Origin of the sequence: Mitsuaria sp. GD03876, from assembly GCF_029840635.1 — a bacterium.
GTDB lineage: Bacteria > Pseudomonadota > Gammaproteobacteria > Burkholderiales > Burkholderiaceae_C > Roseateles.
On the sequence record NZ_JAOCCU010000003.1, the window covers coordinates 84266 to 98905 of the forward strand.

The 14640-nt window shown below is 71.0% G+C and carries 13 protein-coding genes, 2 tRNA genes and 1 pseudogene; 11 read left to right on the top strand and 5 right to left on the bottom strand.

What is annotated here, in order from left to right; all coding sequences use genetic code 11:
- Positions 1 to 77 (bottom strand) — tRNA-Ile (locus tag N5D62_RS03100).
- Positions 78 to 179: 102 nt separating this feature from the next.
- Positions 180 to 1187: a heat-inducible transcriptional repressor HrcA gene (hrcA, locus tag N5D62_RS03105; protein WP_279756040.1), complete on the bottom strand. Its 1008-nt coding sequence runs from the start codon at positions 1185 to 1187 to the stop codon at positions 180 to 182.
- 81 nt (positions 1188 to 1268) lie between these two features.
- Between hrcA and N5D62_RS03110 the strand changes: the two genes are divergently transcribed.
- The 3 genes from N5D62_RS03110 (at position 1269) to rapZ (ending at position 4856) form a co-directional block, all read left to right on the top strand.
- Positions 1269 to 2144 carry an NAD kinase gene (locus N5D62_RS03110; RefSeq protein ID WP_279756041.1) on the top strand — a complete coding sequence of 292 codons (876 nt, stop codon included), beginning with the start codon at positions 1269 to 1271 and terminating at the stop codon, positions 2142 to 2144.
- Complete coding sequence (recN, locus tag N5D62_RS03115; RefSeq protein ID WP_279756042.1) at positions 2144 to 3847, top strand: DNA repair protein RecN; 1704 nt, start codon at positions 2144 to 2146, stop codon at positions 3845 to 3847. Before N5D62_RS03110 ends, recN begins: the two co-directional genes overlap by 1 nt.
- 79 nt (positions 3848 to 3926) lie before the next feature.
- Complete coding sequence (gene rapZ / locus N5D62_RS03120; protein ID WP_279756044.1) at positions 3927 to 4856, top strand: RNase adapter RapZ; 930 nt, start codon at positions 3927 to 3929, stop codon at positions 4854 to 4856.
- Positions 4857 to 4936: 80 nt separating this feature from the next.
- Here the strand turns inward: rapZ and N5D62_RS03125 are convergent, their stop codons facing one another.
- Positions 4937 to 5302: a hypothetical protein gene (locus tag N5D62_RS03125; protein ID WP_279756046.1), complete on the bottom strand. Its 366-nt coding sequence runs from the start codon at positions 5300 to 5302 to the stop codon at positions 4937 to 4939.
- A 191-nt stretch (positions 5303 to 5493) separates the two neighbouring features.
- Here N5D62_RS03125 and N5D62_RS03130 point away from each other — a divergent pair, with 191 nt between their 5' ends.
- Positions 5494 to 6756: a hypothetical protein gene (locus tag N5D62_RS03130; RefSeq protein ID WP_279756047.1), complete on the top strand. Its 1263-nt coding sequence runs from the start codon at positions 5494 to 5496 to the stop codon at positions 6754 to 6756.
- Positions 6757 to 6819: 63 nt separating this feature from the next.
- Positions 6820 to 7677 carry a hypothetical protein gene (locus tag N5D62_RS03135; RefSeq protein WP_279756048.1) on the top strand — a complete coding sequence of 286 codons (858 nt, stop codon included), beginning with the start codon at positions 6820 to 6822 and terminating at the stop codon, positions 7675 to 7677.
- 48 nt (positions 7678 to 7725) lie between these two features.
- Here N5D62_RS03135 and mutY read toward each other — a convergent pair whose 3' ends face one another.
- Together mutY and mutM are read right to left on the bottom strand one after the other, a co-directional pair.
- Positions 7726 to 8781 carry an A/G-specific adenine glycosylase gene (mutY, locus tag N5D62_RS03140; protein WP_279756049.1) on the bottom strand — a complete coding sequence of 352 codons (1056 nt, stop codon included), beginning with the start codon at positions 8779 to 8781 and terminating at the stop codon, positions 7726 to 7728.
- A gap of 43 nt (positions 8782 to 8824) precedes the next feature.
- On the bottom strand, positions 8825 to 9676 hold the full coding sequence (mutM, locus tag N5D62_RS03145; RefSeq protein WP_279756050.1) for a bifunctional DNA-formamidopyrimidine glycosylase/DNA-(apurinic or apyrimidinic site) lyase: 852 nt from the start codon (positions 9674 to 9676) through the stop codon (positions 8825 to 8827).
- Between the two features lie 92 nt (positions 9677 to 9768).
- Here mutM and N5D62_RS03150 point away from each other — a divergent pair, with 92 nt between their 5' ends.
- The 6 genes and pseudogenes from N5D62_RS03150 (at position 9769) to N5D62_RS03175 (ending at position 14540) form a co-directional block, all read left to right on the top strand.
- A complete protein-coding gene (locus tag N5D62_RS03150) occupies positions 9769 to 11589 on the top strand; it encodes a tetratricopeptide repeat protein (protein WP_279756053.1) in 1821 nt (606 codons plus the stop codon).
- Positions 11589 to 12173 carry an outer membrane lipoprotein LolB gene (locus tag N5D62_RS03155; protein WP_279756054.1) on the top strand — a complete coding sequence of 195 codons (585 nt, stop codon included), beginning with the start codon at positions 11589 to 11591 and terminating at the stop codon, positions 12171 to 12173. The genes N5D62_RS03150 and N5D62_RS03155 overlap by 1 nt, the downstream gene beginning before the upstream one ends.
- Positions 12174 to 12336: 163 nt before the next feature.
- Positions 12337 to 12933: pseudogene (gene ispE, locus N5D62_RS03160) on the top strand (4-(cytidine 5'-diphospho)-2-C-methyl-D-erythritol kinase); the annotation flags it as partial.
- Positions 12934 to 13029: 96 nt separating this feature from the next.
- Positions 13030 to 13392 carry a hypothetical protein gene (locus N5D62_RS03165; protein ID WP_279756194.1) on the top strand — a complete coding sequence of 121 codons (363 nt, stop codon included), beginning with the start codon at positions 13030 to 13032 and terminating at the stop codon, positions 13390 to 13392.
- A gap of 38 nt (positions 13393 to 13430) precedes the next feature.
- Positions 13431 to 13507, top strand: a tRNA-Gln gene (locus tag N5D62_RS03170).
- Positions 13508 to 13577: 70 nt separating this feature from the next.
- Positions 13578 to 14540 (top strand): ribose-phosphate pyrophosphokinase, encoded by a 963-nt coding sequence (locus N5D62_RS03175; protein ID WP_279756055.1) that lies wholly within the window; start codon positions 13578 to 13580, stop codon positions 14538 to 14540.
- The last annotated feature ends 100 nt before the right edge of the window (positions 14541 to 14640 follow it).

The window sequence follows — 14640 nt, forward strand, 5'->3', positions numbered from 1 at the left end:
TGGTAGGCCGTACAGGACTTGAACCTGTGACCAAAGGATTATGAGTCCTCTGCTCTAACCAACTGAGCTAACGGCCCCCGGGGGGTAATGCGTATATAGGAATCCTGGCGGATTCCCCGGTTCCGGCGTTGCACCGGAGCGGCGGATTGTAAGCACGCTTGGCGCGGCTCTCGCCCCACCTACTTCTGCGACAGCGCGTTGCTCACCATCCTCGACGTGATGTCGACGATCTCGATCATCCGGTCGTAGGCCATCCGCGTCGGCCCGATGACGCCGAGCGTGCCCACCACCTCGCCGTCCACCTCGTACGGCGCCGACACGATGGAGAGCTCCTCCACCGGCACCACCTGGCTCTCCCCGCCGATGTAGATCCGGACCCCCTCCGCCCGCTCCGACACGTCCAGCAGCCGCATCAACTGCGTCTTCTGCTCGAAGAGGTCGAACATCCTTCGCAGGCTGCCCATGTCGTGGCTGAAGTCCTGCACCGTCAGCAGGTTCCGCTCCCCGGAGATGACCATCGGCTCATGCTCCTGGATCCCCAGCTGCCCCACATCCACCGCCGCGCTCATCAGCCGCGCGATCTCCCCGCGCAGCTGGTCCACCTCCGACCTCAACCGATCCCGCACCACATCCAGGCTCAGCCCCGAGTAATGCGCGTTCAGCCGGTTGCTCGCCTCCGTCAGGTCGGACTGCGACAGGTCCTGCGCCGTGAACACCAGCCGGTTCTGCACATCCCCGTCCGGCGACACCATGATCACCAGCACCCGCCGCTCCCCCAACCGGAGGAACTCGATGTGGTGGAACACCGCCGTCTTGCGCGGCGACGTCACCACACCCACGAAACTCGACAGGCTGCTCAGCAGCTGCGCCGCGTTCGCGATCACCCGTTGCGGTTGATCGGGCAGCAACTGGCTCTCGAACGTGCCGTGCGGCATCCCCGGCTTGGCCGTCAGCAAGGTGTCCACGAACAGCCGGTACCCCCGCGCCGTCGGGATCCGCCCCGCGCTGGTGTGCGGGCTCGCGATCAGACCCAGCTCCTCCAGGTCCGCCATCACGTTGCGGATCGTCGCCGGGCTCAGCTCCAGCCCCGACGCCTTCGACAGCGTGCGCGAGCCCACCGGCTGGCCGTCGGCGATATACCGCTCCACCAGAGCCTTCAGCAGTGTTTTCGCGCGGTCGTCGAGCATGTTTTTCATTCTAGTGAACCCGGTGCCGGCCCCTCGCCACACCCCCGGTCCCGTCACATCGCTGTGATCTAATTCCCGGCTATGTCCAAGCGCTTCCGTCACGTGGCGATCGTCGGGAAACCCCAGTCCCGGGGCATCCGCCCCATCCTGGAAGAGATTGCCGATTTTGTCGCCTCCCAGGGATTGGATGTTTCCCTCGAACAGGAAACCGCCGACTCCACCGGAATCACCGCCCTCCCCGCCCTCACCCACGCCGAACTCGGCACCCAGTGCGACCTGGCCATCGTCGTCGGCGGCGACGGCACCATGCTCGGCTTCGCCCGCCAGGTCGCCCGCTACGGCCTCCCCCTCGTGGGCATCAACCAGGGCCGCCTGGGCTTCATCACCGACATCTCCGCCGACCAGTTCAAGGACGCCCTCGCGCCCATCCTGAACGGCGACTTCGAGATCGAACACCGCGCCCTGCTCGAAGGCGCCGTCATCCGCGACGGCGAACGCATCTTCACCGGCGTCGCCCTCAACGACGTCGTCGTCTCCCGCGGCGCCACCGCCGGCATGGTCGAGCTGCGCGTCGACGTCGGCGACGAGTTCGTCGCCAACATGCGCGCCGACGGCGTCATCGTCGGCACCCCCACCGGCTCCACCGCCTACGCGCTGTCCGCCGGCGGCCCCATCCTCCACCCCGGCATCGCCGGCTGGGTCCTGCTGCCCATCGCGCCGCACGCCCTGTCCAACCGCCCCATCGTGCTGCCCGACTCCGGCGAGGTCCGCCTCACCATCGTCGCCGGCCGCGACGCGTCGGTGAACTTCGACATGCAAGCCCTCGCCTCCCTCCTGCACGGCGACTGCATCACCGTGCGCCGCTCCCAGCACCGCGCCCCCTTCCTCCACCCCCGCGGCTGGAGCTACTACGCCACCCTGCGCCGCAAGCTCCGCTGGAACGAGGGCACCACCTGATGCTGCGCCGCCTGTCGCTCAAGGACTTCGTCATCGTCCCGGCGCTCGAACTCGACTTCGCCGCCGGCTTCTCCGCCCTCACCGGTGAAACCGGCGCCGGCAAGTCCATCCTCATCGACGCCCTCCAACTCGCCCTCGGCTCCCGCGGCGACGCCGCCGTCGTGCGCGAAGGCGCCGCCCGCGCCGAGATCTCCGCCGAGTTCGACCGCCCCGCCGCCCTCGCCGCCTGGCTCGAGGAAGCCGGCTTCGAATCGGCCGAGGACGCGCTCCTGCTTCGCCGCGTCATCGACGCGCAAGGTAAGAGCCGCGCATGGATCAACGGCGGCACCGCCACCGTCGCCCAGCTGCGCGAACTGGCCGAACACCTGCTCGACATCCACGGCCAGCACGCCTGGCAAGGCCTGACCCGCCCGGCCAGCGTGCGCGAGCTGCTCGACAACTTCGCCCAGATCGAGACCCGCGCGATGGCCGCCGCCTTCGCCGACTGGCGCCAGGCCACCGAGGCGCTGGCCTCCGCCCAGTCGAAGCAGGCCGACCTCGCCCGCGAGCACGAACGCCTGAGCTGGCAGATCGGCGAGCTCGACCGCCTCGCGCCCGCCGCCGACGAGTGGGACGAGCTCAACGCCGAACACCAGCGGCTGTCGCATGCGCAGTCGCTGATGGACGCCGCCCGCGGCGCGCTCGAGCGCATCGCCGAGGCCGAGATCAACGCCGAGTCGCTGACCGACGACGCGCTGTCCGCGCTGCAGGACGTGCTCGAGTACGACACCCGGCTCCAGGACACCGTCAACGCGCTGCTCGGCGCGCAGGCGCAGCTGCAGGACGCGGCGCACAGCCTGGGCTCCTACCTGAACGCCGCCGACCTCGACCCCGACCGGCTGCAGCAGCTCGACGAACGCGTCTCCGCCTGGGTCACGCTCGCGCGCCGCTATCGCCGCCAGCCGGCCGAGCTGCCGGCGCTGCTCGGCGAATGGAAGGCGGAACTCGCCCAGCTCGACGCCGCCAGCGACCTCGACGCGTTGCAGGCCACGCAGGCCGCGGCGCTCAAGCGCTACCAGAAGGAAGCCAAGGCCGTCGGCACGGCGCGCGCGAAGGCGGCGCCGTCGCTGTCCAACGCGGTGTCGCAGGCGATGCAGCAGCTGGGCATGACCGGCGGCCGCTTCGAGGTCGCGCTGCAGCCGCAGGACGAGCCGCAGAGCTTCGGCCTGGAGTCCGCCGAATTCCTCGTCGCCGGCCACGCCGGCAGCACGCCGCGTCCGCTGGCCAAGGTCGCCTCCGGCGGCGAGCTGTCGCGCATCGCGCTGGCCATCGCCGTCACGACCAGCCAGCAGAACAGCGGCGCCGGCACGCTGATCTTCGATGAGATCGACGCCGGCGTCGGCGGCGCGGTCGCCGAGACCGTCGGCCGCCTGATGAAGCAGCTCGGTCAGCGCGCCCAGGTGCTCGCGGTCACGCACCTGCCGCAGGTCGCCGCCTGCGCCGATCACCACTTCCTCGTGGCCAAGGCGCTCAAGGACGGCAAGACCAACTCCGACGTCCGCCCGATCGCCGGCGAGGCCCGCACCGCCGAGATCGCCCGCATGCTCGGCGGCGAACGGCTGTCGTCGACCTCGCTCGCGCATGCGCAGGAGATGCTGGAGCTGTCGGCCCGCGCCGTCCCCGCCACGCCGTCGGCGCCGTCCGGCAAGAAGGTGAAGCCATGAGCGCCGCGCCTTGCCGCCCCAAGCAAGCTCGCGTCCCCTCGGGGGACCGGCCGCGGCTGGCCGCGGACGAGGGGCACCGATGAGCGCGCCGAATACCGCCCCGGTGCCCGCGCCGCAGGCCACGCCCACCGCCACCTCGCCGCGCGGCGAGGTCGTGCTGGTCACCGGCATGTCCGGCGGCGGCAAGTCGATCGCGATGCATGCGCTCGAGGACGCCGGCTTCTTCTGCGTCGACAACCTGCCGCCCGAACTGCTGCCGCAGTTCCTCGAACTCGAACGCCAGCGCGGCTGGCGCAAGGTCGCGATCGCGGTGGACGTGCGCAGCGCCGGTTCGCTGCCGCAGCTGCTGCAGCACATCAAGACGATGCGCCAGGAAGGCGTCTCGCTGCGCGCCATCTTCCTGGACGCCGACGACGACACGCTGCTGCGCCGCTTCTCCGAGACCCGCCGCCCGCACCCGCTGCGCGCCGGCGGCATCGACGACGGCGACACGCATCGCGCGCTGCAGGAGGCGATCGCGCTGGAGCGCGAGCTGCTGACGCCGCTGCGCATGGAATCCACCGTCATCGACAGCAGCCAGCTGCGCCCGGCGCAACTGCGCGGCTGGTTGCGCGACCTGGTGCATGTCAGCGGGTCGTCGCTGACGCTGGTGTTCGAGTCCTTCGCCTTCAAGCACGGCGTGCCCAGCGACGCGGATTTCGTCTTCGACGTGCGCGTGCTGCCCAACCCGTACTACGACCGCGAACTGCGTCCGCTCACCGGCCGCGACGAGGCGGTCGCGACCTACCTGGAAGTCCAGCCCGAGGTGCGGCTGATGCTCAGCCAGATCGGCGCCTTCATCGCGCAATGGCTGCCGAACTTCGCGCAGGACCAGCGCAGCTACCTCACCGTGGCCATCGGCTGCACCGGCGGGCAGCACCGCTCGGTCTACCTGGTCGAGACGCTGGCCAGGCAGTTCGCCTTCCATGGCCAGGTGCTGAAGCGGCATCGGGAACTCGACGCGCGCTGAGCGCGGCCGGCTCCGCTGAAACGACGACGCCCGCTGATCGCGGGCGTCTTGCCTTGTGGAGCGAACTCCGGGTGGGTCGCTCAGGCGGCGGGACGGGCGTCGCCCTGTTCGCGCGCCTGCTGCTCCATCTCCTGCACCTGGTTGAACAGCAGGATCCCCAGCACGACCGAGGCGAACGGCAGCAGGCAGATCAACGCGATCATCCAGATCACCACGCCGCGTCCCGCGCGCTTGAGCGCGATGCCCAGATACACGAGGTGCGCGCACAGCCCGATGGCCAGCCCGATGGAGAACATCGTCAGCCGGGCCGGGTCGCCCTCGCCGGGCACCTGCGATTCGCTGATCAGGAACCACAGGCAGACGCCGCTGGCCAGCACGGCGATGAAGGCGGATTCCAAGGCGCTCTTGATGGCCGCGGCGCGGCCCGGCGTGACGACGTTCGACATGGTGTCCCTGACGGCGGTGGAGGTGCTGGAGGGGCTCTGAACGACCCCGTGCGGCGATCGCGCGAGCATACCGGAGGGCGCCCCGTTCGCGATGCTCCGGATGCGAACCCGGCCTCCCGCGCGGGGGCGGAAGAACCCGGATCGACAGCGGGCGACTGATCCGGCCTTGCCACCCGACCCCCGAGGTTTCCTTGCCGACCGAACCCACGACCAACGCCCGATTCGCGAGCCTCTGCACCTTCGCGCCATCCTTCAAGGAGATCACCGACCAGGATCTCGCCGCGTACGACCCCGTGCGCCATCCCGACCTCAAGGCCACCCTGCGCGACCAGGCCTCGCGCCTGCATGCCGTCGCGGCCCGCTGGAACGGCGGCACGCCGGTCGAGCGCCGCGACACGCGCGATGGCACGCGCCAGCTCCTTGCCTGGGCCAATCAGCTGTCCCTGGATCCCCAGGCGCGCGCGTCGCACCTCGCCCAGCTCGACCACGCCCTCTCGCGACAGCGCGACGACCTGCGCCAGATGGCCGACCATCAGCGGGACTGCGAAATCGAACGGCGCGAATGCGACCGGCTGGACCCGTTGCTCGCCGCGCTGCCTGTCACCGGCGGCCGTCGCCCCGACGGCTACACGCTGGACGCGATGCGCCAGAAACTCGACGCGGCGCGAGACCGACTCGACGTCGCCGACCAGGATGTCGCGGAGTGCCGGCTGCACGGCATGCCCGACCACCTGGCCACGGTCCGCGGTCGCCTCGGCGACGTGCGCGAGTTCCTGATCCGCGAGGGCGCGCTGGCGCGCACCGAAGCGAACGCGCAGGAGGCGCCCGCCCGGCCCCTGTACCGCCCGCCGGCGCCGTTGCCCGCGCGCCGGCCGCGCGCCGCCAAGCCCGCGCCGCTCGCCGCCCTGCGCCGGCAGATCGCCCGCGCCGTCAACACCTGCGCGGCGCGGCTCGACAGCGCCACCCGCTCGCTGAAGCGCCGCCTCACCCCGACCGGGCTCCAGCAAGCCAAGGGACCGCAGTCGCCCCCCGGGCCCGCGGCGCTCGCGCCGCAGCCGGCCCCGAGCAAGGTGATCGCCCCACCGCCATCGCCTCGGAACGACGAGGCGCTCGCGCCGGTGCGCCAGGAGGTGGCCGCCTTGCGCGAGGACATGAACCGGGCGGAGTGGCGGCAGCTCTCCCTCCTGGGCGGCACCCAGCAGCGCCCGGGCGGCGCCCACGCGGTGGTCAAGCACACCGCGGGACCGCTGCTCGACGCCGCGCGCGGCGCGCTCGCCAGCGCCGAGAACCTCATCGCGCGTCACCGCCCGGCCGCCGACATCGAGCGCGAGATCGCCACGATCAGGAGCAAGCTCCGGACCTACCAGGAGGTGCTGTCCGTGGCGGACCTGCCGACGGCCGCCCTCCGTTTCGAGCAGCGCGCCTGGGCGCCGGGCGCGGCGCCGGCCCGCTAGTCGAGGAACCGCGCAGATGACCCGCGGACTGAGCGCGCCTGCTTCACCCGACCTCCGGTCCGCATGTCCCTGCTTTCCCGACTTCTCTCTCCCTGCCTGCCCATGGCGCTCCCCGCCGAGCCGCCTCCCTGCGACGCCCCCGGGCCGCAGGGCGCGGTGACGCGCGCCCGGCGCGAATGGATCGACGCGCTGCAGCGCACCGTGCGGCGCGACCTGCCGGACCTGCCGCGCAACAGCCGGCTCTGGCAGTCGCTGCAGGCGCTCTTCGACGGCAAGGACCACTTCCGTCCGACCTCGATGGCGGACCTCGGACGCCCCTATGGCGACATCGTCGACCTGGTCCGGCGCGTGGACGACTGCCATCGCCGGCGCCAGCACTGGGAGGGCCAACGCGAGACCGCGCTCGCGCACGCGGACCGGCAGGCCTTTCCCCGGCATGTCATCGAGGAACTGAAGCTGCGCTTCGGCGAGGGCGACCTCGCGCTCCGCCACGAGTGGCCCGACCGCCTCGAGCCGGTGATGGCCTCGATCCGCCGCACGCTCGGCACCATCGGCGAGGGCGACTGGGCCCGCGCGCTCCGCGCGACGCCGCATCCGCCGGACCCGGCTTACCTGCGCCAGGTGACCGGCCGCCTGCGCGACGTGGCGGCGTTGGCGGAAGCCATGACCCCGGACGATGGGGATGTGCTGCTGGCCAGGCTCGAGCGGATCCACGACGTGGTCACGATGCTCGACCGGCTCCAGCCGCCGGACTACGAGCGCCGCATCGAGGAGCTGTCGATGGATGTCCGCGAAACCGGCCTGGAGGCCATCGAGCGGTCCCCGATCCAGATGCGACCCCGCCGCAGCCCCGCTGGTTTCCCGCCGTGCCCGGACACGGGCGCGCCGGCCGAGCCACGCACCTCGATCCGCGCCGGCTGACCTGCGCCGGCTGACCTGCGCGGGCTGACCCGCGCGGCCCGATCCGCCTCAGTCCAGCAGCTTCTTCAGCGGCGCCGGCAGCGCATAGGCGGCGAGCCGCTCGCGCGCCACCCACACGCCGTCGCCGGCCGGGCGGACCTCCGCCGCCAGCACCGCGCGGCGCGGATGCAGCAGCCAGTCGAAATGCGTCAGCACGTGCTTCACGCGCGGCAGCGTCTCCGGCGCCGCCACGCCCAGCGCGGCGCTCTGCGCCGTCAACGCGGCCTCGTCGTCGAACAGCGGCAGCGTCCACAAGCCGCCCCACACGCCCTCGGCCGGCCGCTGCTGCAGCCAGACGCGGCCCTCGTGCTCGAGCCACAGCCACCAGCTCTCGCGCTGGCCGCGCTTGAGCTTCTTCGTCTTGACGGGGTAGCGCGCGGGGTCGCCCTCGGCCAGGCCGGCGCACAGCGCGCTCACCGGGCACAGCAGGCATTGCGGGCCGCGCGTCGCGCACAGGCTCGCCCCCAGGTCCATCAGCCCCTGCGTGTAGGCCGGCATGTCGTCCGGCGATGTGGGCAGCAGCGCCTCGGCCTGGCGCCACAGGCGTTTCTCCTGCGCCGCGGAGGCCAGGTCGCCGTCGAAGGCCAGCAGCCGGCCGAGCACGCGCTTCACGTTGCCGTCCAGGATCGCCACCCGCTCGCCGAAGCAGAACGACGCGATCGCCGCCGCCGTCGAGCGGCCGATGCCGGGCAGCTCCGCCAGTTCGGCCGCGCTGCGCGGGAAGGCGCCGCCGTGGCGCTCGACCACCGCCTGCGCGCACTTGTGCAGGTTGCGCGCGCGGCTGTAGTAACCCAGCCCGGCCCAGGCGGCCATCACCTCGTCGTTGGGCGCCGCGGCCAGCGCCGCCACGTCGGGGAAGCGCTCCAGGAAGCGCTTGTAGTAGCCCAGCACCGTGGTCACCTGCGTCTGCTGCAGCATGATCTCCGACAGCCACACGCGGTACGGGTCGCGGGTGTTCTGCCACGGCAGGTCGTGCCGCCCCTCGCGGCGCTGCCACGCCAGCAGCCGCGGCGCGAAATCGCCGCGCACCGCGTCCACGCGGTCTCTCAGATCGTCGTCGGTCATCGGAAGGATCGGTCGGTGGGGCGGGCCTGGCTCGCGGACGCGCTCATCGTTTCTGGCATGTCGGGCAGAAGAAGGTCGAGCGCTGCCCCTGCACGATGCGGCGGATCTTGGTGCCGCACTGCCGGCAGGGTTCGCCCTCGCGGCCATAGACCCGCGCCTGCATCTGGAAGCTGCCGGCCACGCCGTGCGCGTCCTTGAAGTCGCGCAACGTGCTGCCGCCGGCCTCCAGCGCCTCGCCCAGCACGCGCCGCAGCGCCGCCGCCAGCTTCTCGGCCCGCGGCCGGCTCAGCTTGCCCGCGGCCACGCGCGGATTGACGCCGGCGAGGAACAGCGCCTCGCACGCATAGATGTTGCCCGCGCCGACGACCACGTCGCCGGCCAGGATCGCCTGCTTCACCGCGACGCGCCGGCCGCGGAAGCCCTCGTGCAGGTAGGGGCCGTGGAATTCGATGTCGAACGGCTCCAGCCCGATGCGCGCCAGCAGCTTGGCCGCGGGTTCCACCGCCAGCCCGTCCGACCACACCACCGCGCCGAAGCGCCGCGGATCGGTCAGCCGCAGCACGCCGCGGTCGGTCACCAGGTCGAAGTGGTCGTGCGGGCCGGCCATCGGCGGCGACTCCCGGAACGCCAGCGACCCCGACATGCCCAGGTGCAGCAGCAGGCCGCCCTCGTCCTCGCCGGCATGGCCGGGGGCCTCGGCGGTCGGCGCCAGCGGCAGCCACAGGTATTTGCCGCGCCGGGTCGCCTCGCCCACCCGCCGGCCGATCAGCCGTTCCGCGGCGACGCCCAGCGGCCATCGCAGCGGCTTTCCCAGCCGCACGTCGAGCACGCGAGCCCCCGCGATCGCCGGGGCAAAACTTCGTCGTGTAACTTCAACTTCCGGTAACTCGGGCATCCTCGAATCATAGGCGCGACGCTTTTCAAGCGTCCCTAGAATGGTCCGCGGCTTGCCCGGCAAGCCTTCCCGCCCAGTTCAGGAGTTCCTCCATGCCCGCCCTCGTGCGCCACCCCCGGTGGCTCGTTGCCGCCCTCGCCCTGAGCTGCGCCGCCCACGCCCAGTCTCCCGCTCCCACCCCCGCCCAGGCCCCCGCCGAGGCCGCCTCCGCGCCGGCGTCCGCCGCTTCCGAGCCGGTGGTCAATTCCGACCTCGACGCGCCGATGTTCTATCAGCTGCTGATCGGCGAGATGGAGCTGCAGGGCGGCCAACCCGGCACCGCGTACCAGGTGCTGCTCGACGCCGCGCGCCGCAGCGGCGACGAGGAGCTGTTCCGCCGCGTCGTCCAGATCGCGCTGCAGGCGCGCGCGGGCGACCAGGCCGTCATCGCCGCCCGCGCCTGGCGCGACGCGGTGCCCACCTCGCTCGAGGCGCACCGCACGCTGATCCAGCTGCTGGCGCTGCTGAACCGCCCGGCCGAGGTGCCGCCGATCCTGCGCTCGCTGCTGGCGCTGACGCCGGCCGACGGCCGCGGCCCGGTGATCGCGTCGCTGCCGGGGCTGTTCCAGCGCAATCCGGAACCGGCGCGCATCCAGGAGGCCTTCGAGCCGCTGCTGCGCGAGACCGCCGCCCGGCCCGAGACCCGGTTCGCCTCGCTGCTGGTGCTGGCGCAGTTCGCCAAGAACGCCGACCACGCGGAGACCGCGCTGATCCACGTCCGCGCCGCGGCCAAGGACTTCCCGGACCGCGAGGAACCGCTGCTGATGGCGCTGGAGCTGCTGCCGCGCCGCCCCGAGGCCGAGGCGCTGATCACCGCCGAGCTGCAGGCCAAGCCCGACAAGCAGGCGCTGCGGCTGGCGTACGCCCGGGCGCTCGCCCGCGCCCAGCGGCCCGGCGACGCGGCGCGCGAGTTCCGCATCCTGACCCAGGAGTCGCCCGACGAACCCGGCCACTGGCTGGCGCTGGGCTCGCTGGAACTGGACCTGCAGCATCCCGACGCCGCCGAGGACGCGCTGCAGCGCTACCTGAAGCTGGTGGACAAGCCGGCCTCGTCGTCGCTGGCCGAGCGCGCGATCGCCGCCGCCGGCCTGGACCGCGCCGACAAGGAAGCCAAGCTGCAGGGCCAGCTGCTGCTGGCGCAGGCGGCCGAGATGCGCGGCGACTACAAGACCGCCGAGAAGCGCCTGAGCGGCCTGGAGGCCACGCCGGGCAACCTGGACATCACCTTCCGCCGCGCGTCGCTGCTGGCCCGCCAGGGCAAGCTCGACGAAGGCCGCAAGCTGCTGCAGCAACTGCCCGAGACCCGCGAGCAGGACCGCCGCGCCCGCGTGCTGGCCGAGTCGCAGCTGCTGCGCGAGAACAAGCAGTGGCAGGCCGCCTACGACCTGCTGGGCACCGCGATCAAGCAGTCGCCCGAGGACGCCGACCTGATCTACGAGCAATCGATGATGGCCGAGAAGCTGGGCCGCGCGACCGAGATGGAAGCGCTGCTGCAGAAGGTGATCCAGCTCAAGCCGCAGCATTACCACGCGTACAACGCCCTGGGTTACTCGCTGGCCGATCGCAACGAGCGGCTGCAGGAGGCGCGCGACCTGATCTCCAAGGCGCTGAGCTTCGCCCCGGGCGAGCCCTTCATCGTCGACAGCATGGGCTGGGTGGAGTTCCGCCTGGGCCGGCTGGGCGAGGCGGAGCGGCTGCTGCGCCAGGCCTACGGCTCGCGCCCGGATCCGGAGATCGCCGCCCACCTGGGCGAGGTGCTCTGGGCCGCCGGCCAGCAGGACGAGGCGCGCCGCATCCTCGCCGACGCGGCCCGGCGCGATCCGCGCAACGAGGCGCTGCAGGCCGCGATGCAACGCCTGCAGGTCCGCCCCTGATGCGGCGGCGGCGATTCGGCGCCGGCGCGCTCGCGCTGGCGGTGCTGGGGCCGGCGGTGCTCGCCGGATGCAGTTCGGTGCCGAAGGCGGACGGCGCGGCAGCGGCGGCGCTCAAGGACGCGCCGCGGCTGACCGGCAAGTTCGGGTTGATCGTCCCGCCGTCCGGCAGCCAGCGCGGCCAGAACGTCACCGCCAGCTTCGAGCTGGTCGGCGACCCGCGCCGCGGCCAGCTGGAGATGAGCGGCCCGACGGGCAGCCTGGTCGCGCGCGTGTCCTGGCAACCGGGGTCGGCCTGGCTCAAGACGCCCGACGGCGACCGCGCCTACGACGACATCGACGCGCTGACGCAGGAGCTGCTCGGCGAGGCGCTGCCGCTGCAGGCGCTGTTCGACTGGCTGCGCGGCCGCCCCTGGCCGCAGGCGCCCTCGCGTGCCGCCGGCGACCAGGCCTTCCAGCAGCTCGGCTGGCAGGTCGACCTGCGCCGCTTCGGCGACCAGTTGATCTCCGCCCAGCGGCTCAATCCGAACGGCCCGGAACCGTTGGCGACGCTGCGGCTGAAACTCGATTCGCCCGCCGCGCCCTGATATCCCCAAACTGCCCTCAGGTATTTTTCGAGCAGTTTTCACGGGGGAAACACGGGCCGCTCGTTAATCGCACGGGCGGCGCTCCCAAATTCCAGGGAAGGCGGCGGCATACTGCGCCGCCATGTCGACGTCCATGACCTCCACCCCCACTCCCGCGGCGCCGCTGAAGGCGCTGTACGACGTGCCGGCGCCGGCCAAGCTCAACCTGTTCCTGCACGTCGTGGGCAAGCGGCCGGACGGCTATCACCTGCTGCAGTCGCTGTTCGTGCTGATCGACTGGGCGGACACGCTGCACTTCGAGCGCCGCGAGGACGGGGCGCTGCATCGCCATGACCGCGGCGACGCGCTGCCGCCGGACGACCTCTGCCTGCGCGCCGCGCGCGCGCTGCGCCAGGCCAGCGGCTGCGCCTTCGGGGCGGACATCCATGTCGAGAAGCGCCTGCCCTCGGGCGCGGGGATGGGCGGGGGCTCGTCGGACGCGGCCAGCACGCTGCTGGCGCTGAACCGGCTGTGGGGGCTGAACTGGTCGCGCCGGCGGCTGCTGCCGATCGCGCTCCAGCTGGGCGCGGACGTGCCGTTCTTCGTCGGCGGGCGCAATGCCTTCGTCGAGGGCATCGGCGAGGTGCTGACCCCGCTGGAGGTGCCGGAACTGCGCCTGGCGGTCGTGAAACCGGCGGCCAGCATCGGCACCAAGGAAATTTTTTCCAGCCCCCTGTTGCAAAGGTCAAAAAGCGTGGCTATAGTAGCGGGCTTTCCTGCAGCGAACGGCCGACGCAGCGAAGACAACCTGGGAACCCTTTCGGGGGCAGGTTTTCAGAGCGACGAAGCCAATAGCTCGGGTGAACGCGAAGACAGTATGTCGAGCGATCACCAAACGCCGGAAATACTCGTGCAGCAGTTGTACGAAGGTTGGGGCAGAAATGATCTGCAACCACCCGCGGAAGCTGCGAGTCGCGAAGTATCTTCAGCGCTTGAATGGTTGCAAGCCCGCTACGAAAATTCTCGGATGACGGGTTCAGGCAGTGCGGTTTTTGCTATAGTTCAGCCCTCGCGAATTGCTCTGCAAAACGCGACGCAGGAAATAGACAAGGTCACCGGCCTGGAGAGCAATCTCAAGGCGACACCGGAAGGCGGGTTCCAGGAACTCCCGGACGGTTGGGTCGGAAGGATGTGTCGCAGTCTGTCGGTTCACCCCTTGCGGGGCTGGGCGGAAGATTGAAAGTTGTAGGGTGTTGTTCTACGAACAATGTCCTGTGTAGGGGAGTCGCCAAGTTGGTCAAGGCATCGGATTTTGATTCCGACATGCGAGGGTTCGAGTCCTTCCTCCCCTGCCAAATTCTCAGTTAGTTCAATCCGGGACCCGCTGGGTTGGCCACCGGGCCATAAATCTAAGGATGGCCCGTCGTGCTGCTCAATACCGTCCTCTTCACGGGTAACGCTAACCCGTCCCTCTCCAAAGAAATCGCCACGCACCTGGGCCTCGAGCTCGGCAAGGCCGTGGTCGGTCGGTTTTCCGACGGCGAGGTGGCTGTCGAGATCCAGCAGAACGTCCGCGCCCGCGACGTCTTCGTGATCCAGCCCACCTGCGCGCCGACGAACGAGAACCTGATGGAGCTGCTCATCATGGCCGATGCGTTGAAGCGCGCCAGCGCGCGCCGCATCACCGCCGTGATCCCCTACTTCGGTTACGCGCGCCAGGACCGCCGTCCGCGTTCGACGCGGGTGCCGATCTCGGCCAAGGTCGTGGCCAACCTGCTGGAGACCGTCGGCGTCGAGCGCGTGCTGACGATGGACCTGCACGCGGACCAGATCCAGGGCTTCTTCGACATCCCGGTGGACAACATCTACGCGTCGCCGGTGCTGCTGTCGGACCTGAAGGCCCGCAACTATTCGGACCTGGTGGTGGTGAGCCCGGACGTCGGCGGCGTGGTGCGCGCCCGCGCGCTGGCCAAGCAGCTGGGCTGCGACCTGGCGATCATCGACAAGCGCCGTCCGGCCGCGAACGTCTCCGAAGTGATGCACGTGATCGGCGAGATCGACGGCCGCAACTGCGTGATCATGGACGACATGATCGACACCGCCGGCACGCTGGTGAAGGCGGCGGAAGTGCTGAAGGACCGGGGCGCCAAGAGCGTCTTCGCCTACTGCACGCACCCGATCCTGTCGGGCCCGGCGATCGAGCGCATCGCCGGTTCGCACCTGGACGAAGTCGTCATCAGCAACACGATCCCGCTGTCGGAAGCGGCCAAGGCCTGCGGCAAGATCCGCCAGCTGTCGGTGGCCTTCCTGTTCGCCGAGACGATCCGCCGCATTTCGGACGGTGAATCGGTGACCTCGTTGTTCTCGGAGCAGAACAACAACTTCTGATCGCTACAGAGTACCGGCCGCTGTTCGCGAGGACAGCGGCCGTTTCGCGAAGGTGCCTGGTCGCGGGGCCTTCACCCGGAACGTCAATGGTGGCGTTCCG